This window comes from Streptomyces sp. NBC_00207, assembly GCF_045160965.1.
Classification (GTDB): domain Bacteria; phylum Actinomycetota; class Actinomycetes; order Streptomycetales; family Streptomycetaceae; genus Streptomyces.
Map to the genome: position 1 here is coordinate 3,300,994 of NZ_CP130715.1, position 22,592 is coordinate 3,323,585.

At 68.7% G+C, this 22,592-nt stretch carries 27 protein-coding genes; 25 read left to right on the plus strand and 2 right to left on the minus strand.

What is annotated here, in order from left to right; all coding sequences use genetic code 11:
• Positions 1-111: 111 nt before the first annotated feature.
• Together OG472_RS15790 and OG472_RS15795 are read left to right on the plus strand one after the other, a co-directional pair.
• A complete protein-coding gene (locus tag OG472_RS15790) occupies positions 112-576 on the plus strand; it encodes a hypothetical protein (RefSeq protein WP_405941606.1) in 465 nt (154 codons plus the stop codon).
• 2 nt (positions 577-578) lie between these two features.
• Positions 579-1,043, plus strand: a complete 465-nt coding sequence (locus OG472_RS15795) for a hypothetical protein (protein WP_405941607.1) — start codon at positions 579-581, stop codon at positions 1,041-1,043.
• A 1-nt stretch (position 1,044) separates the two neighbouring features.
• Here OG472_RS15795 and OG472_RS15800 read toward each other — a convergent pair whose 3' ends face one another.
• Positions 1,045-1,236 carry a hypothetical protein gene (locus tag OG472_RS15800; RefSeq protein ID WP_405941608.1) on the minus strand — a complete coding sequence of 64 codons (192 nt, stop codon included), beginning with the start codon at positions 1,234-1,236 and terminating at the stop codon, positions 1,045-1,047.
• A gap of 206 nt (positions 1,237-1,442) precedes the next feature.
• Here OG472_RS15800 and OG472_RS15805 point away from each other — a divergent pair, with 206 nt between their 5' ends.
• The 16 genes from OG472_RS15805 to OG472_RS15880 all read left to right on the plus strand — a co-directional run bounded on the left by OG472_RS15805 (position 1,443) and on the right by OG472_RS15880 (position 14,922).
• Positions 1,443-1,679 (plus strand): DNA-binding protein, encoded by a 237-nt coding sequence (locus OG472_RS15805; protein ID WP_405941609.1) that lies wholly within the window; start codon positions 1,443-1,445, stop codon positions 1,677-1,679.
• 682 nt (positions 1,680-2,361) lie between these two features.
• The gene (locus OG472_RS15810) at positions 2,362-3,456 is read left to right on the plus strand and encodes a hypothetical protein (RefSeq protein ID WP_405941610.1); all 1,095 of its coding nucleotides are present in this window, start codon (positions 2,362-2,364) and stop codon (positions 3,454-3,456) included.
• Between the two features lie 31 nt (positions 3,457-3,487).
• Positions 3,488-4,186 carry a glycosyltransferase family 2 protein gene (locus OG472_RS15815; protein ID WP_405941611.1) on the plus strand — a complete coding sequence of 233 codons (699 nt, stop codon included), beginning with the start codon at positions 3,488-3,490 and terminating at the stop codon, positions 4,184-4,186.
• Positions 4,183-4,779 (plus strand): class I SAM-dependent methyltransferase, encoded by a 597-nt coding sequence (locus OG472_RS15820; RefSeq protein ID WP_405941612.1) that lies wholly within the window; start codon positions 4,183-4,185, stop codon positions 4,777-4,779. Before OG472_RS15815 ends, OG472_RS15820 begins: the two co-directional genes overlap by 4 nt.
• Positions 4,779-5,660 carry an NAD-dependent epimerase/dehydratase family protein gene (locus OG472_RS15825; RefSeq protein WP_405941613.1) on the plus strand — a complete coding sequence of 294 codons (882 nt, stop codon included), beginning with the start codon at positions 4,779-4,781 and terminating at the stop codon, positions 5,658-5,660. The genes OG472_RS15820 and OG472_RS15825 overlap by 1 nt, the downstream gene beginning before the upstream one ends.
• Before the next feature lie 294 nt (positions 5,661-5,954).
• Positions 5,955-6,152 carry a hypothetical protein gene (locus OG472_RS15830; protein WP_405941614.1) on the plus strand — a complete coding sequence of 66 codons (198 nt, stop codon included), beginning with the start codon at positions 5,955-5,957 and terminating at the stop codon, positions 6,150-6,152.
• A gap of 507 nt (positions 6,153-6,659) precedes the next feature.
• Positions 6,660-7,073, plus strand: a complete 414-nt coding sequence (locus OG472_RS15835) for an HNH endonuclease (protein WP_405943184.1) — start codon at positions 6,660-6,662, stop codon at positions 7,071-7,073.
• A 97-nt stretch (positions 7,074-7,170) separates the two neighbouring features.
• Positions 7,171-7,608 (plus strand): hypothetical protein, encoded by a 438-nt coding sequence (locus OG472_RS15840; protein ID WP_405941615.1) that lies wholly within the window; start codon positions 7,171-7,173, stop codon positions 7,606-7,608.
• Positions 7,601-9,331, plus strand: coding sequence for a terminase (locus OG472_RS15845; protein WP_405941616.1), 1,731 nt, complete (start codon positions 7,601-7,603; stop codon positions 9,329-9,331). Before OG472_RS15840 ends, OG472_RS15845 begins: the two co-directional genes overlap by 8 nt.
• Positions 9,328-10,758, plus strand: coding sequence for a phage portal protein (locus tag OG472_RS15850; RefSeq protein ID WP_405941617.1), 1,431 nt, complete (start codon positions 9,328-9,330; stop codon positions 10,756-10,758). Before OG472_RS15845 ends, OG472_RS15850 begins: the two co-directional genes overlap by 4 nt.
• Positions 10,742-11,509: a hypothetical protein gene (locus tag OG472_RS15855; protein ID WP_405941618.1), complete on the plus strand. Its 768-nt coding sequence runs from the start codon at positions 10,742-10,744 to the stop codon at positions 11,507-11,509. The genes OG472_RS15850 and OG472_RS15855 overlap by 17 nt, the downstream gene beginning before the upstream one ends.
• 4 nt (positions 11,510-11,513) lie before the next feature.
• Positions 11,514-12,149: a hypothetical protein gene (locus OG472_RS15860; protein WP_405941619.1), complete on the plus strand. Its 636-nt coding sequence runs from the start codon at positions 11,514-11,516 to the stop codon at positions 12,147-12,149.
• Between the two features lie 15 nt (positions 12,150-12,164).
• Positions 12,165-13,121, plus strand: a complete 957-nt coding sequence (locus tag OG472_RS15865; protein WP_405941620.1) for a phage major capsid protein — start codon at positions 12,165-12,167, stop codon at positions 13,119-13,121.
• Between the two features lie 29 nt (positions 13,122-13,150).
• Positions 13,151-14,134, plus strand: a complete 984-nt coding sequence (locus OG472_RS15870; RefSeq protein WP_405941621.1) for a glycosyltransferase family 4 protein — start codon at positions 13,151-13,153, stop codon at positions 14,132-14,134.
• Positions 14,135-14,143: 9 nt separating this feature from the next.
• On the plus strand, positions 14,144-14,560 hold the full coding sequence (locus tag OG472_RS15875; RefSeq protein ID WP_405941622.1) for a hypothetical protein: 417 nt from the start codon (positions 14,144-14,146) through the stop codon (positions 14,558-14,560).
• Positions 14,560-14,922, plus strand: coding sequence for a hypothetical protein (locus tag OG472_RS15880; protein WP_405941623.1), 363 nt, complete (start codon positions 14,560-14,562; stop codon positions 14,920-14,922). The genes OG472_RS15875 and OG472_RS15880 overlap by 1 nt, the downstream gene beginning before the upstream one ends.
• Here OG472_RS15880 and OG472_RS15885 read toward each other — a convergent pair.
• Positions 14,919-15,242, minus strand: coding sequence for a DUF4429 domain-containing protein (locus OG472_RS15885; RefSeq protein ID WP_405941624.1), 324 nt, complete (start codon positions 15,240-15,242; stop codon positions 14,919-14,921). The genes OG472_RS15880 and OG472_RS15885 overlap by 4 nt on opposite strands.
• Before the next feature lie 28 nt (positions 15,243-15,270).
• On the opposite strand from OG472_RS15885, the gene OG472_RS15890 reads away from it, so the two are divergent.
• From OG472_RS15890 to OG472_RS15920, 7 genes are all read left to right on the plus strand, one after another.
• On the plus strand, positions 15,271-15,603 hold the full coding sequence (locus OG472_RS15890) for an HK97 gp10 family phage protein (RefSeq protein WP_405941625.1): 333 nt from the start codon (positions 15,271-15,273) through the stop codon (positions 15,601-15,603).
• Complete coding sequence (locus tag OG472_RS15895; protein ID WP_405941626.1) at positions 15,603-16,004, plus strand: hypothetical protein; 402 nt, start codon at positions 15,603-15,605, stop codon at positions 16,002-16,004. Before OG472_RS15890 ends, OG472_RS15895 begins: the two co-directional genes overlap by 1 nt.
• 74 nt (positions 16,005-16,078) lie before the next feature.
• Positions 16,079-16,663 (plus strand): phage tail protein, encoded by a 585-nt coding sequence (locus OG472_RS15900; protein ID WP_405941627.1) that lies wholly within the window; start codon positions 16,079-16,081, stop codon positions 16,661-16,663.
• A 95-nt stretch (positions 16,664-16,758) separates the two neighbouring features.
• Positions 16,759-17,091, plus strand: coding sequence for a hypothetical protein (locus tag OG472_RS15905; RefSeq protein WP_405941628.1), 333 nt, complete (start codon positions 16,759-16,761; stop codon positions 17,089-17,091).
• A 122-nt stretch (positions 17,092-17,213) separates the two neighbouring features.
• Positions 17,214-17,507 carry a hypothetical protein gene (locus OG472_RS15910; RefSeq protein ID WP_405941629.1) on the plus strand — a complete coding sequence of 98 codons (294 nt, stop codon included), beginning with the start codon at positions 17,214-17,216 and terminating at the stop codon, positions 17,505-17,507.
• A gap of 19 nt (positions 17,508-17,526) precedes the next feature.
• Positions 17,527-21,723, plus strand: coding sequence for a hypothetical protein (locus OG472_RS15915; RefSeq protein ID WP_405941630.1), 4,197 nt, complete (start codon positions 17,527-17,529; stop codon positions 21,721-21,723).
• Positions 21,724-21,733: 10 nt separating this feature from the next.
• On the plus strand, positions 21,734-22,585 hold the full coding sequence (locus tag OG472_RS15920; protein ID WP_405941631.1) for a hypothetical protein: 852 nt from the start codon (positions 21,734-21,736) through the stop codon (positions 22,583-22,585).
• Positions 22,586-22,592 lie beyond the last annotated feature (7 nt).

A 22,592-nucleotide genomic window follows, 5' to 3' on the forward strand; every position in this document is an offset into this window, starting at 1 on the left:
CATCCGACCTGTCCGCCTGGTGTCCGCCGCCCATCCGTGGGACAAACCACCGCAAACTAGGGCCGCGTCCGGCCTACAAACCACCGCAAACCCACCTCGAAGGAGAACGTCATGGGCAAGACCTACGTCGGCCGCAAGGGCGCCCGAGAGCTCGAGCGAGACGCCAGGCCCGGCATGCGCGTCTACTACATCAACGAGCACTCCACCCAGATCACGGCCCAGTTCGAGAGCCGCACCTACTCGACGCTCGTCTGCACGCACAAGTCGCGGATGTTCGGCTGGATGTTCGCCCACGCCGACCAGCACGGCACCGCCTACAGCAAGAAGGGCACCGTCACCATCGAGAGCGCCGTCTCTTCCGGAGGCGGCGTCAGCACCAGCCCGCCGCCCGGACTCCGCGACCTCGCCAGCCCCGAGCCCGACTGCCGCGACGAAGGCCACTACGGAATCCGGCGCGGCCAGGAGTTCCGCGGCGCCCTCCACCGCGACGACATCAAGCTCATGCAGGAGCAGGCCGACCTCGCCGAGGACCGCGCCAAGGCCGACAAGAACGCCGGCCGCCGGGGCTGGTGGTAGAGATGCAGACCTTCGCCCCCGCCGCCCCCACCCGGGCGGCGGCTCGCCCCCTCACCTTCGAGCAGAAGCTGGCCCTGGCCAGCCTCACTATGGACGAGCGCCTCGGACCCGCCGGCATCGAGATCGCAATCCGGACGGCGCACATCGAGATCTCCGAGATCCTCGTCGACCCGCAGTCAGCTACCACCCCCGCCCCTCGGCCGGCCACGGTCGACGAGGTGTTCGCTGAGGCGGCCCGCCTGATCCAGGCACACGGCTGGATCCGCAAGTACGTCGGCTCCGCGGCCACCAGCTACTGCGCGATCGGCGCCATCCGAGCCGCAGCCGGCGGGAACGGCCGGCTCGAGGATGAGGCCGAGACGCAGCTGCTCGCCAGGATCCGCCGCCAGTTCCCTGACGCGCTCTCGGTCGGCCAGTGGAACGACGCACAGTCCGGGCCGGCGCCCGTGCTGCGGATGCTCGGCTGACCTACCGCTCCACCGTCAGGCCCTCGCTGTCCGCGGGGGCCTTCGGTGTGGGGATCGCGCGCGCCACCCACCGGGAGCCGCCGACCTGCGCCGGCCGCAACGTCACCGTCACCTCAACTGCCTGCTGCAGCAGGGCCAGGCCGTCCGCGCACTCCTGCGCCGTATCAGCCGCGATACCGAAAGAGACCCCCATGCCCGGCATTCTGCCGGGGAAAGGGCTCCGCGGAAGCGATGGTGGGCAAGGTCCACTGGATAGAGGCCTCGCCATTTGGCCCGAACCAACCGTTTGTCAGCACAGGTTGACGTCCGACCTGGGCGAACGTATCGTCGGTCTCACTGGACACGTGTGACTCTGAGGCCCGCCCCTTCGGCGGGCCTTTGTCGTACCCGGAGGTGGGCATGGCCGCCGGAATCGCCCTCGTCGACGAAGAGGCCGCCGCCTGCTGGACAGGCCGCCCCGGCGTCACCATCCGCCGCTGGGCCCACGAAGGCCGCATTCAGCGGTACGGCAGTGGGAGAGGCAGGGTCCGCTACAACGTCTTCGAGCTGCCGCAGAAGACCGTCGACGACTGGACGGGCGAGGTCACCCTCGGCGATCCACCACCACTGCCGCAGCGGAGCCCCAAAGCCGCCTGACTGACGAGGAGGTGCCGTCGTGCCGTTCCCCGTTGGCACCCCCACTGTCACGCTGGTCGGCACGATCCCGTCGGCTGTCGCGGGCACCGCCTACCGCGGCAAGATCGTCTGCAAGCCGTCCGCCTACCTCGTCGACGCCGGCCGCAACGCCGTCTACCCCGGCGGCGGCAGCGCCACCTTCGCCAGTGACGGCACGTTCTCCGTCGTCCTGCTGCCCTGCGACGCTGCAGGCATTGAGCCCGCGGGCTGGCGCTGGTTCCTCGACCTGCAGCCCACCGGCGGCACCCGCGTCCAGTTCTACGCCAACATCACCGGCACCGGCACCGTCCAGTACTCCGACCTCACCCCTGTACCCGCCCCCGGCGGCGGCACAGGCGGAGGCGCTATAGGCCCCGCAGGCCCGGAAGGGCCCGCAGGCCCGACAGGGCCTCAAGGCCCCGCCGGCGCAACTGGCGCTACCGGCCCGGCCGGACCTCAGGGCGACCCCGGACCCGCGGGCGCTACTGGTGCTACGGGCCCGGCAGGACCCGCGGGTGCAGACGGCGACGATGGAGCAACAGGCGCCACCGGGGCTACCGGAGCCACAGGGCCAGCTGGACCGCAGGGCGCCCCCGGCCCGGCTGGGCCTACGGGCGCTACCGGCGCCGCGGGTGCGCCTGGAGCCACTGGCCCACAGGGAGACGTGGGGCCGGCAGGAGCAACCGGGGCAACAGGCGCCACGGGCGCCGCGGGTGCGGTCGGAGCGTCCGGCACGGTCATTCGCGAGGCTGAGGCCCGCATCACCGACGGTGCGGTAGTCGACCTGACGGCCTCCACTCCGTGGATCATCGCGACCACGTCCGTGGGTACGCCGCTCCAGTGCTCGATCCCAGCAGCTGTCGGCGACCGCATCCGCGTGGATATGGCGATGATGTACGTCGGCGGGCACTTCATGGACATCGCCCTGCTGACGAGCGCCGGTGCCATCTCCGTCTACGGCAGCTCGGGGACGAGCAGTCCGCTTGCCGAGGGCGCCCCCTGGCTGTACCCCAGCACCAGCTTCTCCAAGGTCGCCAACGAGAAGTTCACCGTGGGCGCTGGCCATATTGACGGCTCCGGCAACGTCACAATCGCGCTGGTCCACAGCGGAACCAGTTCCGGCAAGGTCTACGCGAACGCCACCTATCCGTGGCGGATGATGCTGACGAACATCGGCTCAGTGAACGGGTCCGCTGCGGGCTCCTGGGATCCCCGACCGTCCGAACAGGGGCTGATCACGTGGACGGGTGACCCCAACGATGCCGGACACGTGACCGCGCAGTCCTCGGGCGGCGTGGCCGGGCGGATCACGCTGGTGCGGGTGCCGATCCGCGAGCAAGTCACCATCTCGAACATCTGGCTGGGCCTGTCCGGCATCGACGCGGGCGCGTCCCTTTCGAACTGCTATCTCGGCATCTACGACTCGGCCGGGAACCGGAAGGGCGTCACTGCGGACATCAGCGCAAGTCTGATGACCGGAGCCACGGCTAAGGCGCTGCCACTGGTCGCGCCGTTCGTCGCCGCGCCGGGCTTCTACTTCATCGCGATGTTGCTGGGCGGGACCTGGACGACCAACAGCCTCACCTTCAAGGCGACGGGCGCGGGTATCTCGGTCAATGCCGGCCTCACCGCGCCGCTCCTCCGCTACAGCACCATCCTCACCGGCCAGACGTCGCTGCCGACCAGCCTTACCCTGTCCGGCCAAGGGACGAGCACCATCAACACCGGCTGGGGTTCCCAGTGGTACGGGATCAGCTGACACCTCGCAAAACAGATCACAGGAGGTGCCCGTGGACGACCTCCTCATGATCGTGCCCACACGTGGCCGGCCCGACAGCGTCCCCGCCATTCTCGACTGCTGGCGGCGGACCGGCGCCACAGCCGACCTGCTGTTCGCCGTCGATGACGACGACCCCATGCTGCCCGGCTACCGCGAGCACATGGAGAACCTCAACGACCCGCACATCCGCTGGCGGACCGGGCCTCGCCTGCGGATGTGCGGCACCCTCAACGCCGCCGCCGTCGAGGAGGCCCCCCGCTACCGGTTCCTCGCGTTCATGGGCGACGACCACCGGCCGCGGACGCCCGGCTGGGACGACCGCTTCCGGATCTGCATGTCAGCCGGCCCCGGCATCGTCTACGGCAACGACCTGCTCCAAGGCGAGATCATGGCCACCGCCGTCGCGATGACGTCCGACATCGTCACCACGCTCGGCTACATGGCGCCGCCCGCCCTCATCCACCTCTGCCTCGACCTCGTCTGGATGGACTGGGGCCGCGGCACAGGTCGTATCACCTACCTGGGCGACGTCATCCTCGAACACATGCACCCGGCCAACGGCAAAGCCGACATCGACGCCGGCTACATCGAGTGCAACAGCAGCGCGGTCTCCACCGCGGACGCCACCACCTACTACGACTACCGCGACAACGGCGGCCTCCAAGCCGACCTGGAGAAACTGCGGGCCCTCATCGAGGAGGCGGCATGAGCATCGACAGCGTCATCGACGCATGGGACCAGGCCGATCCCGCTGCGATCCACCCCACCCGCGGCATCAGCGAAGTGGCCTATCGGGCCTCCGGCGAGAACCAGGCCGCCCTGCTGTCCACGATCCTCCCGGCGAACTGCAGGGTCGTCGACTTCGGCTGCGGAGACGGCCGTGTCGCCATCCCCCTCGCCGCGCTCGGCTACGAGGTCACCGCTGCTGACGGCTCCCAGGCCATGCTCGACCGGCTCACCGAGGCGGCCCCGGACATGCCGACCGTTCTCACCGACGGCACGGACCTGGCCTATCAGCTGGGCCGCAAGACCGACGCCGTGATCAGTCTGGCCGTGCTCATCCACCACAGCTACGACTCGGCTGCCCAGATCATCGAAGGTCTCCGGGCCGCGGTCCGCGTCAACGGTCTCCTCATCCTGGACTGGCCCTTCTCCGACGAGCCCGTCGAAGGCAGCGACTGGATCAGCGTCACTACCTGGAGCCGCGACCAGCAGGACGACCTGTGCAGGCAGCTCGGCCTCAAGCGCCTCGACTCGACCGGCCTGCCCTGGCCCGTCTTCCGTGCGGTGAAGGCCGGCTGATGCGCGTCCTCCTCACCGGGGCCGCAGGCTTCGTCGGCCGCCACCTCCATCAGGCCCTGTGGGAGCGCGACTACCAGGTCTCCGCCATCGACCTCCGACCCAACCACGCCGTACTCAAGCGCGATGCCCTCGACCACTTCCGCACCAGTGACGTCCGCTTCGACCTCGCCATCCACTGCGCGGCCATCGTCGGAGGCCGAGCCAGCATCGACGGCAGCCCGCTCGGCGTCGCCACGAACCTGGCTCTTGACGCCTGGTACATGCGATGGCTGGCCCGTACCAAGACCCGGCGGGCCGTGTACTTCTCCAGCTCGGCCGCCTACCCCGTCGCGCTACAACAGCCCGGCAAGATTCGGCGGCTTGTCGAGACCGACATCGACTACACCCAGCCCGGCCGGCCCGACGCCACCTACGGGCTGGCCAAGCTGACCGGCGAACAGCTCTGCCAGTACGCCGAAGCGGACGGCACCCGCATGACCGTGCTCCGTCCGTTCTCCGGCTACGGCGAAGACCAGGACGAGACCTACCCCTTCCCCGCCTTCATCCGCCGTGCCCGCGAGCGCCAGGACCCCTTCGAAATCTGGGGCGACGGCAGCTCGACGCGGGACTGGATCCACATCGACGACCTTGTCGGGGCCACCCTTGCGGCCGTCGAGCAGGACGTCGCAGGCCCGGTCAATCTGGGCACCGGCAAGGCGACCAGCTTTGACGAGCTGGCCAGCCTGGTGACCACCGCGGCTGGCTACCAGCCCGAGTTCGACCACATCGCCACCGCGCCGCAGGGCGTTCACCACCGCGTGTGCGACCCGTCGAGGATGCTCGACTTCTACACGCCCACCGTCACCCTCGACGAGGGCATCAAGAGGGCGCTCGCAGCATGAGCGGCGGCTGGAAGGGATCGGATCGCAAGGCCCGGCTGCCATCCGGCTGGACAAAGATCCGGGCCCAGATCCTGGCGCGGGATCCGATTTGCAAGATCTGTGACGTCAGGCCCTCGCGGTTCTGCGACCACATCGAGGCCAAGGCCGATGACCACAGTGAGGCCGGCCTGCAAGGCGTTTGTGGACCCTGCCATGACCAGAAGTCCAGTGCTGAAGGCAACGCCGCCCAGCGCGAAAACCCCCGGCCCGGACGAACCCGCCCGCCTGAACAGCACCCCGGCCTGAGGTGAACCCGTGCCCCGCTACCTGATCACCCACCCCAAGGGCAAGCAGGGCGAGGACATCCTCGTCGAGGACCCAGACCTCACCCTCACCATTCACGGCGCATGGGCAGTTCTCTCCGACCCGCAAGGCGCGTGCCTCGCAGTGTCAGCACACGCGGGCGCGACCATCACCCGCATCGACGAACCCGAGGGCGAGCCGGCCGTTTGAACCCCGCCCCTCGCCACCGCTGAACAACCCCACCCCAAGTCACCTGCGGCCAGCTACCGCAGGCAGGAAGGCCCGACGTCTCCAGGCGTCGGGCCTTCCGCATACCTGGAGACAGAGATGACGAATCCGTGTCCGTACTGCGGCGCGAAGCTGCAGAACTCTCGTCGAGTTCAATGCGGGGCGCCTGATTGCAAGAGGCGCCACGCCAACGAAATGCAGCGCCAGTTTCAGCGGCGCTACAAGGAACAGCACGGCGCGTATCACAGCCGCCAGTACGACAAGCCCAGGGCAAAGCAACACGACATCACCTGCCAGCGCTGTGGCAAGGCCGCTGTGGTCACCAAGGCTGAGGCGAAGTACTGCTCACACCAATGCTGGTATGAGGCCAGCCACGCAAGGCACGCTCAGGTGGAGCTCGCCTGGAAGCCTGCTATTGCACAGCCTCGCCTGGCTCGGATGCGCGTACTCAAGCCACTACGTCGGCGATGGTTCAGCGTTAGCTGTCCCATGTGTGCGACGCCATTCATAACGGACAACCCGCGGGACCGACACTGCTCGCCACGTTGCGGCAAGCGTGCAGACAAGGACAAGCGTCGAGCCCTGGAGCGCAACGCCTTCGTTGCACCAGTCAATCGCGCACAGGTGTACGAGCGGGACCACTGGACATGCCAGCTATGCCGAGAGCCGGTGATGCGGCATGAGGTCGTTCCACACCCTCAAGCGCCGACGCTCGACCACATCGTTCCGCTCTCGCGAGGCGGGACTCACGAGCCAGCCAACGTGCAGCTGGCTCACTACCGGTGCAATTCGATCAAGAGCGACGGCGACTGGCCTCACGCAAGCGCTGCCCTCTCCGGTGATCGACGACCACCCTGGCCTCCCCTCCCCCTCCCCGGCTTCTCCCGGATCGGGGCCGTATAGATCACGACTTTCTGTACGGGTTTCCTAGGCGCCCGCGCGGCGCCGCTCACCGCCCCTTGCTCGCCCTGGAGGCGCGCACTAGACCCTGGAGGTCGCCATGGGCACTCGTGGACCCATCCCGGAGCGCTCCGAAGCGCGCCGGCGCCGCAACAAGAACGACGATGTCGGCCTGGTCAAGGCCCCCTCGGCCCCGCCGGCAGAGCTGCCCGACCTGCCAGAGCCGGATGAGCTGTGGCATCCGATCGCAAAGGACTGGTACCTGTCGCTCCGCGAGTCCGGGCAGGCCGCCTTCTATCAGCCGTCCGACTGGGCGATGGCCCGGTACGCCGCGGAGCTCATGTCCCGCGGCTTGTCGGATGGCCGGGCTCCGAACGGCCAGTTCGTCGCCGCCCTCAACAGCGTGATGTCCAGTCTGCTCACCACCGAGGGCGACCGCCGGCGCGCCCGGATCGAGCTGGAGCGGAAGCCGACCGTGAAGGTGGTCCCGGCTTCCGTGACGGCTATCGCCGACTACCGCTCCTCGATCGGTGGCTGACGGCGAGGTCCCCGAGGTCGTCACCCCGTTCACGATCGGCCCGTCCTGGCGGCGCGGCGAAGATGGCAAGTTCGTCCTCCCCGAGTACACGCTGGGCTGGCAGGCTCTGGCCTGGACAGCGACCTACCTGCAGCACTACGTCGGCGCCCCGTGGCGGTATACCGCGGAGCAGGCCCGGCTGACCCTGTGGTGGTACGCGATGGACCCGGCGACAAACCGGTTCCTGTGGCGGGACGGCGTTGTCCAGCGCATGAAGGGGCACGGCAAGGACCCGCTGGTGGCGACCTATGCTGCCTTCGAGTTCGTTGGCCCGTGCCGCTTCGGCCAGGTCGCGGACGAGGGCAACGAATGGGGCGTGCCCCCTGGGCAACCGCTGGGGCAGCCGCACCCGGCGGCCTGGGTGCAGATCGCCGCGGTCAGCCAGGACCAGACCCGGAACACCATGACGCTCTTCCCGTCGATCCTGACGAAGCGCGCGATTGAGGAGTACCGGATCGACCTCGGCAAGGAGATCATCTACGCCGACAAAGGTCGGGCTCGCATTGAGGCTGTCACCAGCTCGCCGCGGGCGCTGGAAGGCGGCCGGCCGACCTTCGTCTCCCTGGGAGAGACGCACCACTGGCTGGAGTCGAACCAAGGCCACGAAATGGCCGCGGTCATCGAGCGCAACGCGACCAAGAGCGCCGACGGCCAATCCCGAACCTTGGCGAACACCAACGCATACGAGCCCGGTGAGGACTCGGTCGCCGAGCGGACTCGGGAGGCTTTCGAGTCGGCGGAGGCGGGCCGGGCTGCCGACGTCGGGCTGTTCTACGACAGCCTCGAGGCGCCTGCCGAGGCGAAGCTGACCGAGGAGTGGATCGAACCGACCCTCCGCGCGGTCCGCGGCGATTCGACCTGGCTGGACATCGAGCGGCTGAAGGCGTCGATCCTCGACGTCCGCAACCCGCCCAGCCGCAGCAGGCGGTTCTGGTTCAACCAGATCACGGCCTCGGAGGACGCCTACCTGGCGCCCTACGAATGGAACGCATGCCCGCACGAGGGCATCGAGCTGCAGGCCGGCGACGAGATCGTCATCTTCTTCGACGGATCCAAGAGCGACGACGCGACGGGCCTGGTGGCCTGCCGCCTCTCGGACGGGTACCTCCAGACGCTCGGCGTGTGGCAGCGACGGCCAAACTGGCCCGACGGGGTTCCCTGGCGGGTGCCGCGCGAGGAGGTCGACGGCGTCGTGGACCTGGCCTTTGCCACATACAAGCCGCTCGCGTTCTTCGCCGACCCGGGCTCTGGTTTCGACGAGGCGGACGGCGAACGCTACTGGGATGGCTTCATCGACGCCTGGGCTCAGCGGTACGGGAAGCGGCTGAAGCTGAAGGCGGTCGCCTCCGGCCACGGCCAGCACGCGGTCATGTGGGACATGCGCGATCCGCGCCGGCAGCAGGTGTTCACCGAGGCCGTGGACCGCTTCTACCGGGACGTCTTGGAACGGCAGCTGACCCACGACGGCCACAAGGTGCTGCGCCAGCACGTGGCCAATGCCCGCCGCCGTACCAATCGGTGGGGCTACACGATCGGTAAGGAGCATCGGGAGTCGGCCCGAAAGGTCGACCTCGCGGTGTGCGCGATCGGCGCGCGGATGCTGCGCCGGATGGTCATGAATTCGACGGCCTGGACGAAGCGGTCTACGGCCCGCGGCAAGGGGAGGGTGGTGGTGCTGCGGTGACGACTCCCACTCTTCCCCTGCTGTCGCTGTCGGAGGACGAGCTGGGCATTCTGACGATGCTCCGCTCGGATCTCCTGTCGCAACGGTTCAAGCTGGAGCTGTTCGACGCCTATTTCAACGGCGAGCAGCTGGTCCGGGACCTGGGGATCTCGATTCCGCCGCAGCTGAAGACCCTGCACACGGTCATCGGCTGGCCGCGGATTGGGGTGGAGGCGCTGGAGCAGCGTCTCGACCTGGAGGCGTTCCGCTGGGCGGACGGCGCCGACTCTTCAGACTTGCTGGAGATCGCCGAGGCGAACGACTGGTTCGATGAGGCGTCTCTGGGGCACCTGGACGCGCTTACCTACGGCCGCGAGTACATGGCGGTAGGTAGCGGCGAGGGGGAGGATACGCCACCGCTGGTGACGTTCGAGTCGCCGCTGGACATGACCCTGGCCTGGGACGCCCGACTTCGTCTCTCAACGTCAGCACTGCGGGAATGCCAGTCCAGCGGGCAGGACTTCGGACTCTCCCCCGAGCAGCGCCTGGTGACGCTGTACTTGCCCATGCAGACGGTCTACGCGGTGGAGACCAACGGCGGCTGGGAGGTCCTCGACCGCGACGAGCACGAGCTGGGCGTCGTGCCGGTGCTGCGGATGGCGAACCGGCAGCGAACCGCTGACCGTGTCGGCCGCTCTGAGATCACACCCGAGGTCATGTCGATCACGGATGCGGCGTGCCGGCGCCTGATGGGCATCGAGGTGGCGTCCGAGTTCTTCGGGGCGCCGCAGCGGTACATCCTCGGCGCTTCCGAGTCTGCCTTCCAGGACGCGGAGGGCAACGCCAAGAGCGCCTGGGACACCTACATCGGTCGCGTCTTGGCGTTGGAGCGGGACGAGGACGGCAACGTTCCGACGGTCGGCGCGTTCACGGCACACGACCCGTCCGGCCAGACGAAGATCATCGATCTGTACGCCAGGATCATGGCCACCCAGCTCGGCCTGCCGCCGCACATGCTTGGCTACACCAGCGACAACCCGGCAAGCGCGGATGCCATCCGCTCTAGCGAGGGCATGCTGGTCAAGAAGGCCGAACGTCGGATCCGGCGGTTCAGCGCGACCCACCGTGAGGCGATGCGCCTGGCGTTGTGGGTGCGCGATGGTGAGCCGCCGGAGAAGAGCCGCCGCATTGAGACGGTGTGGCGGAACCCGGCGACGCCGACGATCGCGGCCCAGACTGACGCCGCGGTCAAGATGGTCCAGGCGGGGATCTTGCCCGCTGACGGGGACGTCGTGCTGGAGATGGCCGGCCTGACCGAGGACCAGCGGCAGCGGGTTGCGGCCGAACGCCGACGGGCCCGCGGGGCTGACCTGGTCCGGCAGTTGACTGGCCTGGCCGCGGCCGAGGAGCCGGCCCCGCCAGAGGTCAACGATGGCGACGAGCTCTGACGGTGGCCGCGCGGCCGACGCCCAGAGGCGGGCTCAGCGCGGCCTGACCCGTCTTCTGGTGCGCGACATGCGTGGCCTGCGGCGGCTGATCATTCCGTCGCGTCTCGAGGCGTCCGTGCCGGAGTGGATCGAAGCGGTTCGGGCGCTGGTCGAGCAGTACGGAGCGGCCTCGGCCAGCCTGTCTGCGGACTACTACGAAGCCGAGCGTGTGGCGGCCCGGGTGACCGGGCGGTTCACGGTGCCTCTGGTCGGGCCGCCGTCGGATGAGCAGGTTGACAACAGCCTGCGCTGGGCCACGAAAGACCTGTGGCCGCGCGATCCGGAGGATCCCGCGACAACGGAGGCGCAGCAGCAGCCGATGGATGTCCGGCTCGAGCAGGCCGAAAAGAAGGCCGAGGCGGTCGCGCAGAAACTCGTGACCGACCAGGGCCGCGGCACCGTCCAGGAGGCGGTACGCCAAGACCGGCAGGCCACGGCCTGGGCCCGGTCCGCTGCTTTGGGGGCCTGCGCGTTCTGCAAGCTCCTCGCCAGCCGGGGCGCTGTGTACAAGCAGGACACCGCCAAGTTCCGGTCCCACGACGGCTGTCATTGCGGCGTGGTGCCGGTGTTCAAGGGGCAGCGCTTTGAGCTGTCCGATCACGCGAGCGAGTGGGCCCGGATCTACCGCGACTATGCCTCGCCCTATCCCGGCGATCAGCTGAACCGGTTCCGGCAGGCTCTCGCCGAGCACGGGCATCTGTCCGTCCTGTAACCCCATGGCCGCCCTGGAGGTGGCCTTCTCTCAGCCCCTGGAGGGCCGTTTCACCATGCCTGAAATCGAGGAGACCGAGCAGTCCGTCGAGGAGCCGCAGGAGGCCGAGACCGCCCCGGAGGCGAACGGTTCCGAGGAAGAGCCCTTCGACCGGGCGCGGGCCGAAGCGAAGATCCGCAAGGCGAACAGTGAGGCGAAGAGCCTCCGTGAGCGTCTGAAGATCCTTGAGCCCCTCGCCGCCAAGGCGCAGGAGCTCGAAGACGCCCAGAAGACCGAGACAGAGCGGCTTACCGACCAGCTCACCGCGCAGCGGGAGCGGGCCGAGAAGGCCGTCCGTGCCGCGGTCGCATCGAAGGTTGAGGCCCTGGCTCGCGACTTCGCCGACCCGGAGGACGCGGTCGGCTCACTGGACCTGACCGCCTTCGTGGACGAGGACGGTGTCATCGATACCGCGGCCATCAAGGACGCCCTCGCCGATCTTCTCAAGCGGAAGCCGCACTGGGCCCGTCCCGACGAGGGCGGCCCCCGCCGTCCCGCTCCGGACCGCACTCAGGGCTCCTCGGGCAACGGCAACAGAACCCCCTCCGAGCCGGCGCAAATCTTCGCCGGACTCATGGAAAAGGCCCTGAAGGGCCGCTGAGAGAGGTAGCCCTCCATGGTTGCAACGAACCCCATCAAGACGTCGGATCTCAACTCCATCTTCCTGCCGGAAGAGATCATCGGCCCGATCTTCGAGAAGTCGGTCGAGCAGTCTGCTGTCATGGCGCTGTCTCGGCGCGTGCCGCTGTCCATGACCGCGCAGACCGCAGTGCCCGTTCCCCTGGATGTGCCGACCGCCGACTGGGTCGACCAGGCCGGCCGCAAGCCGCTCGGCAGCGGTGGCATGGACGTCAAGACGATGAGCGGCAAGAAGATCGCCGTCCTCATCCCGGTGGCCATGGAGGTCGCCCGCTCCAATGCGGCCGGCCTGTTCACCCAGCTGCAGAAGGACCTGCCGACCGCGTTCGCCCGCGCCTTCGACCGTGCGGCGATTCACGGCAAGACGATGAAGGGCGCCACTGGCCCCTTCGCGGACTACCTGGCGGAGACCACCAAGAGCGTCACCATCGGGACTGCCTCCCAGGCCACGGGCGGCATCTACAAGGACATCGTCAACGGCATGAAGGAGACCGTAGACGACGACTGGGACTACACCGGGACCCTCCTGGACCACCGGATGAAGCCCACGCTGCTCGGCGCGACCGACACCACCGGCCGCCCGATCTTCGTCGACACCACGGTCCCCGGCACGGGCGCGGCTCTGGCCGGCACGCTGGTCGGCGAGCCGGTCGCCTACTCGCGGTCGGTGTCCGGCAAGCTGCGCCGTCAGTCCGGCACGGTCGACACCGGCCTGCGTGGCATCGGCGGCGACTGGTCCCAGACTGCCTTCGGCGTCGGCATGGACATCACGCTCCGCATCAGCGACCAGGCGACCTACGTCGACGAGGACGGCGGCGTGCACTCCGCGTTCCAGGAGAACCTCGTTCTCCTGCTGGCGGAGGCCTACTACGGCTTCGTCCTCGGCGACGTCGAGGCCTTCGTGAAGTACCTGGCGGCCGGCGGCTCCTCCTGATGCCGGGCGTGGAGGGTGGCCGGGCGCCGATGCGGATCGTCGCCCGGCTGCACGGCTACCCGCCGCGCCACAACGCCGGAGCGGAGTGGATGGTCCACTCCCAGCTCCGCGCGCTCGTCGAGCGAGGTCACGACGTGTCGGTCTGGCTGTCCCGCTACACGGACGACAGGGCCGACTACGACCTCGACGGCGTCCAGGTCGTCCCGCTGCAGTCCCGCCTGGACGCGGCCTCAGCCATCCGGCGGGCGGACGTCGTCGTCTCGCACCTGGAGAACGTCCCGTCGGCCGGCGCCCTCGCGCGCGGGTACGGGAAGCCTCTGGTGGTGGTCTGTCACAACACCCACCGCCAGAGCTTCCGCGAGATGGCGGCTGGCTGTGAGTTGGCCGTCTACAACTCGCAGTGGATGAAGAGGGAGGCGGAGCTGTTCTTCGCCGAGTACCCCAAGGGCATCCGCCCCGGGCGCGATGTCATCGTCCGGCCGCCCGTCTTCGCTGACGAGTACCGGACGAAGCCCGGCAAGAAGGTCACCCTGGTCAACCTGAACCTGGAGAAGGGCGGCGCGCTCTTCGAGAAGCTGGCACGGTGCATGCCCGACGTCGAGTTCCTCGCCGTCGTCGGCGCCTACGGCGAGCAGATCGTCCCTGACCTGCCGAACGTCGAGGTCATCGGGCACATGTGCGGCCACGAGATGCGGGACGCGGTGTACGGGCGGACGAAGATCCTGCTGATGCCGTCGTCCTACGAATCATGGGGCCGCGCCGGCGTCGAGGCCATGGCCAGCGGCATCCCGGTGATCGCACACCCCACGCCGGGGCTGTGCGAGTCACTCGGCGAGGCCGGCGTGTTCATCGACCTGCGCGACGTGGACGGCTACGAGATGGCCATCCGCAAGCTCCTGACCAGCCGGACGGAGTACGGGCTGGTGGCGAAGCGGGCGAAGGCGCGCTCTGCCGAGCTGGATCCGGCTCCCGACCTGGCCGCCTGGTGCGACGCCGTGGAAGCTCTGGCCTAGGAGGATCCGATGGCGTTCGTCCCTCCTACCGCTGAGCAGCTGGCCCTGTACCTGGGGCTGGAAGAGATTGCCGGTGACCGGGCGGACCTGCTGATTGAGCAGGCCGTCGCGCTGGCGCAGTCGGTCGTCAAGCCGCTGCCGGACGAAGCGACCGCGGTCGTCCTGTCCGTGGCGGGGCGCGCCTACGTGAATCCGCAGCAGGTGTCCTACGAGACGATCGGCCCGATGTCGGTCCAGCGTCCGACGGGCAGCGGCGGCCTGTACCTGACCAAGGCCGACAAGGCCGCGTTGAAGGCGCTGGCTGGCCGGGGTGGCGCGTTCACGGTCGACCCGACGCCGGTGACTGCCGACCCGTCGCCGACGTGGCCAGTCGACGACACCTACGGGGCCGGGCTGGAGTATGAGCCGGGCTGGGGGTGGGTGTAGTGCCTGCCCCGTACCCCTACGGGGAGACCGTGGTGCGTCTGCGCCGCGGTACCTCGCCGGGCCGGGACCCGCGCGGCCAGCCGATCCCCGGCACCCTGACGGAGACACCGATCACGGGATGCGTTGTCACCCCGCGGGCCGAGTCACCGCAGGTCGGCGGCGAGCAGCAGCAGGCGCGGGACACTGTGATCGTCGGATGGACGGTGTACGCGCCGCCCGGCACGGATCTCGTCACCACCGACCAGGTCCGGATCCGCGGTGAGACCTGCGAGATCACCGGCCAGCCCGGCGACTGGGGCCGGTCCCCGTTCACCGGCGCAGCCGGCCCCGTCCAGTTCGCTGCAGACCGCGTTACCGGCTAAGCGCCTCGCGCCTGCTCGACTGCGGCGACCAGCTTGGCCACCGCGTCATTGCTGCGGCGCGGAACCGACAGGCTGTGCGGATCAGACTGCGGCGGCCGCCCGCCGGCCAAGGAGCCGTCAGCTTCGACGGCCGGAGCACTTCCCGGCAGCAGAAACTGTACGTACCCGTGGAACAAGCGCGTTGCAGGCTTGAACCGAATCCCGGTGACGTCAGCCGCCTTCAGCCGGAACTCGCGCGGCTGCTGGCCAACGGCCCGCTTCGTGATGACGATCCAGTCTCCGTCGAAGCCGATGCCGCCCTGCACGCCCTTGACGTCCATGTGCCCCCCAGGTTGAGGAGGCGAGGCTATGGCTGCCCGGTTCAAGATGTCCACCCGAGGGGTGGGGCAGCTCCTGAACTCACCTGAGATCGCGGGTGAGATGCTGAGGCGAGCCGAGGTGATCAAGAGTGTCGCCGAAGCCGTCTCTCCCGTCGGCGGTCCCGGTGACCCGCACCCGGGTCAGTACAAGCTCGCGTGGTACGCCAAGGTCGAGCGCAAGGCGATCGGCCGGTCCCGCAAGAAGCGCGCAGTCGGCGTGGTCGGCAACAGCACCTATTACGCCCGCTGGGTGGAGTGGGGCACCGAGCGCGTCCACGCGCACCACGTGCTGCTACGGGCGGCGCAGATTGGCGGCCGTTGATGGCCGCCGTCGGCTCGGTGGATGTCGAGCTGCTGGTCATCCAGTGGCTGCAAGCCCAGCTGGGCAGCGGCGTCGTTGTGCGGGACGAACTCGACAACAACCTGATGGATGAGCTTCCGACCGTCCAGGTCGAGCGGGTCGCCGCTGGTGACGACGACGGATTCCGGCTCGACAGGGCACTCGTCGACATCGACGCCTATGCCGCGACCCGGGCCGCCGCCATTGCGCTGGCCACGCAGATCCGCGGCCTGCTCCTGGGATCGCTACCTGGTTCGAAGACGGGCGGTGCCGTTGTCGGTCAGGTCAGAACGCTGACCGCCCCGGGAGTTCGCCCCTACGAGAACACCGGCCTCCGCCGAGTCGGGGCCACCTACGAGATCTACAGCCATCCGGTCTCCTGACCGGACCAGGACCGCGCCGGCCCTGTCCCGACCCCGTCCGTTGGCGGGGTCTTCGCATGTAGGAGACCCACCTCATGGTCAACATCACCCGCGCCGCGGACCTGACTCAGATCGGCGCCAACGGCGGCGGCTGGGTTGCCGACGTCGGCACCGCCGCCCCCGCCACCCCCCTGACCCAGCCGGCTGCCGCGTGGAAGCCGCTCGGCTGCATCTCCGACGACGGCCTCGTGCAGGGCTTCGACGAGGACTCCCAGGAGTTCACGCCGTGGGGGCTGACGTCCCCGATCCGGACCCAGATCACCAAGTCCCTGCGGACGTTCAAGCTGACCGCGTGGGAGACCTCGCGTACCACTGTGCAGTCGCTGCAGTACCGGATTCCAGTATCCGAACTCGCTCCGGTCGGCAGCCTGACGAGCTTCGCGGAGACGGCGAGCCCGGTCCCGGACCGTCGCGCCTTCTGGTTCGCGATCTTCGACGGCGACACCTCCCGCGGCTTCTACATCCCCGAGGGGGAGGTCTCCGACCGCGCCGACGTCACCCACAAGCAGGACCAGATGGCCGGCTTCGAGTGGACCATCACGGCCTACCCGGACGCCGCCGGCAACACCGTCTACCACGCCGACATGGTCCCGGTCACGCCCGACTACATCGGGTCCTGACCTCCCTGAACGGGCGGGCGAGCCGATACCTGGCGCGGTCCCGACTCGCCCGCCTGCACCACGCCGCGACCGCGCCGTCATGAAAGGACCGCGCCATGACCGAGACCGACCCCGAAGTGACCCCCGCCGAGGCGCAGGAGATCGAAGCCGCAGGCCACTACGTCACCGCTGAGCTGTGCGGCAAGACATTGGAGAGCGTGCCTTCCGGCGCCTGGCGACAGAGCACCATGCGCATGATGCGCATCGGAGACATCGACGCGTTCATGGAGCGGGTTCTCAGCCCTGACTCTTACGAGACCTATCTCGACCTTGACCCGACGAACGACGAGGTCGGAGACTTCGTCGCCGCCGCTAGCGAGGCTTCTGGCGAGCCGGTGGGAAAGTCCAATGGACCCACGGCATCGCCGAGGCGCACGCGGAAGCGCTAGAAGCCGACCTCGCGCACCACTACCCCCGCGACGCCGACCAGCTCGACGCCTATCACCGCGGGGAGATGTCGGCCCGGCGGCTCCGAGTCCTGATTCAGGGTCTGCCGCCGGAGTCGGCCACCATGACTGCCCTCCGCAATGCGATGCCTGAGGAAGAGCTCGACGAGCAGGCGGAGCGGGGCCAGCCCGAGCGGGGACGCTGGTCGCAATCCGAGCTCCTGCTGGCGTCGGCCATCGACGCTCTGCGCCGTGTCGAGTACGTGCTGATCTGCGCGAACACCGACAGTAAGGCCAAGAGACCAGCTCCTCCCGAGCCCATCGCGCGGCCCGGGGTGAAGCCTCGAAAGGCGAAGCCGGTTCTCACCGAGACGGGCGCCCACAAGCTGTTCGAGCTGATCAACGGAGGCGCGGCCTGACGCGCGGGAGGAGGATCCCGTGGCGATCACCGTGGGCTCGGTCGAGGTCGACGTCATCCCCAACACCCAGGGGATCTACGGCCGGTTGCGCGCCGGCCTGGTGCCGGCGGCAACGCGCGCCGGAGACGACGCTGGAACTGCCGCCGGCCGCTCGTTCGGGCCCGCGATGCAGCGCCAGCTGGGCGCCGTCGGAACGTCGATCGGTACCCAGATCGGCCAGCAGATCGCGAACCGGATCGTCGCCCAGGTCCGCGACTCCATCTCGGAGGGCCTTCGCCAGGGCAGCGGCCGGGCCGCGGCTGCGGCAGCACGGGAAGGCCAGGAGGCCGGCGGGGCATTCTCCCGGTCGCTCAAGACCCGCCTCGAGGCGGCATTCCGGTCCCTCCCGCGGATCACGATCGACGCTGACACCACCGAGGCGGACGCGGACCTGCAGGCACTGCGGGTCCGCATGGAAACCCTGGCCGGGCGCCGCATCGGCATCGACGTCGACGTCACGGAAGCGCGCGCGGAGATCCGGCTTATCGAGGCCGAGCTGCAGCGGCTCGGTGCCCAGCATCCCAACGTGCAGGTCCGTGCCGACACGGCCGCCGCCCGAGCACAGCTTGCCCTCGTCCACGCCGAGATCGATGCAGTCGACGGCAAGCGGGCCCGCATCGACGTCGACACCTCCGGTGCGCTCTCCGCGATCCTTCAGCTGACCGTTGCCATCGGTGGCCTCGCAGCAATCCCGGCGATCCCCGTCCTCGGGGCCGGTATCGGCGCGATCGGCTCGGCTGCCGTAGCTTCGGCCGCGGGCGTCGGTGCTCTGGCCGCCGTGGCCGCCCCCGCCTTCATCAACATCGCGGGCGCCCTGCAAGCACAGAAGGCCGCCCAGGACGCCTCGACCGCAGCATCCCAGCGCGGCGCGCAGGCCGGGGCCCAAGCGTCATCCCGGGCCCTGCAGATGGCCGGGGCCCAGCAGGCTTTGGCGGCAGCCCAGAGGAACGCCGCCGCGCAAATTGCGTCCGCCAGGGACCAGGTCGGTCAGGCGGCACGCAGTGTGGGCGACGCGGAGCGACAGCTCACCAGCGCCCAGGAAGACGCCCGCCAGGCCCAGCTGGACTTGGTCTCGGCACGCAAAGAGGCCGCTCAACAGCTGGAGGACCTTGCCACCCGGTACGCGGACGCCCAACTGTCCGTCCGGGAGGCCGAGCTGTCCCTGGCGGAAGCCCAGCAGCGGCGCAGCGAGGTGGAAGCCGACCCCAAGTCCACGCTGCTGGAGAGGCAGCGGGCCGCGCTCGCCGTGGACCAGGCGACGCAACGACTGAAGCAGCAGACGGTCGAGACGAAGCGACTGAAGGAGGAATCTGCGACCGCGGCTGCGGCCGGCGTGGAGGGCTCTGACACGGTCCGTCGCGCCCAGGACCGGCTGTCCGACTCCCAGCAGACCGTCGCCGACCGGAGCCGCGGCGTTGCCGACGCCCAGCAGGCTGTCGTGAAGGCGCAGGAGAACGTCGCCCGGGTGTCGGCGCAGGCAGCCGACTCCATCGCTTCTGCTCAGCGTCAGATTGCCTCCGCGTCCGCCTCGGCGGCCGGGGGCGTGGATCAGGCTGCCATCGCGCAGGCCAACTATCAGGCCGCACTGGACAAGCTCTCGCCCTCGGCACGTGGCACGTTCGACGCGTTCCAGTCACTGCGTACCGCGTTCAAGGGCTGGTCGGAGTCCCTTCAGCCTGCGGTGATGCCCATCTTCACGCGCGCACTGGATGGGATGCGGAACAGTCTGCCCGGCCTCACGCCCTTCGTCCTGGCAGCCGCTGAGGCGATCGGGATCCTGCAGGACAAGGTGTCAGCAGGCTTCAAATCCCCTTGGTGGCAGTCCTTCCGGGACGACCTCGCCAAGTCGGTGGTCCCCGCGACCGTCGGGCTGGGCGTCGCCATCGGCAACGTCTTCAAGACCATTGCCGGGGTCGTCGACGCCTTCCTTCCGCACATGGATGAGATCTCCGCGCGAATGCGGGACATCACCGGCCGCTGGGCTACGTGGGCTACCGGCCTGAAGGGCACCGACAAGTTCGCGGGCTTCCTCGCCTACTCGGCCGAGCAGGGCCCGATCCTGGCGAAGGTGCTCGGCGACATCGGCGCCGCGATCTTCCAGATCTCGCGCGCGACGGCGCCCCTCGCCGGGCCTGTCCTGGGCACCCTCGGGGCGGTCCTGACCGCGATAGCTTCCATCGCCGAGACGCTGCCCTGGCTGATCCAGCTTCTGTACGCGGTCTGGGTCGTCACGAAGCTGTGGACGCTGTCTCTGATCATCTTCAACGCCGTGATGATGGCCAACCCGATCGTCCTGATCATCGTGGGCATCGTCGCCCTCGTGGCCGCGGTCATCTACGCCTACAAGCACTGGGGCTGGTTCCGTGAAGCCGTAGACGCCGCCTGGCAAGGGATCGTCGCCGGAGCGAAGTACGTCTGGTCCATCCTCCAGCCGATCCTCGCCGGTATCTGGACCGCCCTGCAGGTCGTGGGCGCTGCCGCAATGTGGCTGTGGGAGAACGGCATCAAGCCGGCCTTCGAGAACATCTGGGCCTCCGCCCGCATCCTTTGGGCGATTCTCGTTGTGGCCGTGATCACGCCGCTGATCCTCTGGTTCAAGCTCCTCGGCGCGATTGCGATGTGGCTGTGGGAGACCACCTTCAAGCCGGCGTTCGAGGGCATTGCGACGGTTGCCCTCTGGCTGTGGAACACCGTCTTGAAGCCGGTTTTCACGTACATCGGCGAAAAGGCTGTCGCAATGTGGCGTGACTACATCAGCCCGGCCTGGGACGCCATCGTGCTGGGGCTCCGCCTGCTCGGCGCCTGGTTCCGCAGGCTCTGGGACGACCAGGTCAACCCGGTGTTCGGCTATATCGCCGACAAGGCCGGCTGGCTCTACGAGAACGGCATCAAGCCCCACTTCGACCGGATCAAGTCGGCGGTGAACCTCGTCAAGGACGCGTTCGTCCTGGCCAAGGACGGCATCAAGACTGCCTGGGATCAGCTCGTTGAGATCACTCGGCGCCCGGTTCAGTTCATCGTCGAGACCGTGTACAACGGCGGCATCGTGCCAGTCTGGAATGCCGTAGCGAAGATCGCCGGGCTCGGTGAGCTGAAGCCCGTCAAGTTCGCGACTGGCGGTTCCGTCTTCGGTGCCGGCACCGCGACCTCGGACTCTATCCCGGCCCTGCTCTCCACCGGTGAGCATGTCTGGACTGCGCGGGAGGTGCAGGCTGCGGGCGGCCACTCGGTCGTCGAGTCCCTCCGCCAGCGGGCCCTGCAGAGCGGATCGACTTTCGCGGCCGGCGGCGCTGTCGGTATCCCGCGCTTCGCGGAAGGAGGCATCGTCGACTGGCTGTCGGGCAAGGCGCAGAAGCTCGGCGGGGCTGTGATGACGGCTTTCGACTTCCTGTCGAATCCGGCCAAGGGCTGGGACACCGCCACGCAGACGCTCCGCGACAAGATCGGCGAGAACCTCACAGGGAACCAGTGGGCGCAGGCACTCAGCCAGCTGCCGATGGCGATGCTCAAGGGCCTGAAGACGAAGGTCATCAAGGCAACCGAGGAGCTGATCGGCGGCGGCACCGCCTCCGGTTCAGTCGCCGCCGCCATGGGATTTGCCCGCTCCCAGGCCGGCAAGCCCTACCAGTGGGGCGGCGCAGGCGATCCCAGCTGGGACTGCTCGGGCTTCATGTCCGGAATCCAGAAGGTCATCCTGGGCCAGTCCCCGCTCGGGCGCCTGTGGTCGACGTTCTCCTTCCAGGGGGACACTGCTCCGGCAGGCTGGCATCGCGGCCTGCGGTCGCCGTTCATGGTCGGCATCACCAACAACGGGGTCGGCCACACCGCCGGCACCCTCGCTGGCATGAACGTCGAGTCCCGCGGTGGTGACGGCGTCATCGTCGGCAGCCGGGCCCGCGGCTACAACGACGGGCTCTTCCAGGACTGGTACGGATTCGCCCCCGCCCTCGGAAAGTACGACTCCGGGGGATTCCTGCAGCCCGGCATGAACCTCGCCTACAACGGCACCGGCCGACCCGAGCCTGTGCTCACCGGATCCCAGTGGAATGCGCTGAGCAGCTCTGGCGCCGACACGGCCCCCGATCAGCGCTCCTACAACTGGACGCTCGTCGGCTCGCACATGACGGCCGCCGAGCAAATGGCCGAGATCCAGCGACGCATGGAACTTCCGGTATAGGAGGGCTCCCTTGGTAACGCAGATCGGAGCCATACCCGTCACCCTCGGCAGCCTTCCACTCAGCGTGGTGGACGACGCCGGCGTGGCCTGGCTCAACACCGACCTCAAGGGCTGGAGCTCACCCGGACTCCGGGCCGAGCTCCAGCCCCGACAGGCCGACCACGGGGCCTGGGCATCCCCCGTCTACCTGGACTCCCGGCCCATCACCATCACCGGAATGATCTCCGCACCAACAACAGGTGCCAGGGATGCGGCGATCGAGCAGCTGATCTCCGCGGTCTCCCTGACCGACACCACACTCACCGTCGCAGACAGCGTCCCGAAGCAGGCCACCGTCCGAAGGTCGGGGGAAGTTCTCGTCGAGCTGTTGGGCCTGTACGGCGCCACGTACAGCGCCCTCGTTACCGCGCCCGACCCCCGCCGCTACTCCACTGTGCTGCAGTCGCAGACGACCGGCCTTCCGTCGGTGACCGGCGGCCTGACTCTGCCGGTCGTCCTGCCGATCACGTTCAGCACCACCTCGACTGGCGGCGCCTTCACGCTAATCAACGAGGGCAGCATCGCTACCCGGCCTACGTTCACCGTGACCGGGCCGGCTGCCACGTTCGTCATTTCCTGTACGAGGCCTGGCGGGTCGATCACACAGCTCACCTACTCCGACTCCATCGGCGTCGGCGACACCCTCATCATCGACACTGACGCCCACACGGTGATGCTCAACAGCACCGTCTCCCGCCGCCGGTATCTGTCCGGCACGTGGCCGGAGATCCTTCCCGGCAGCTCCCTGTCTGTGCAGTGGAGCGCCCTCGCTTACGACGCCGCCGCGATGCTGACCGGCACCTGCCGCTCGGCCTGGATGTAAGGAGCCC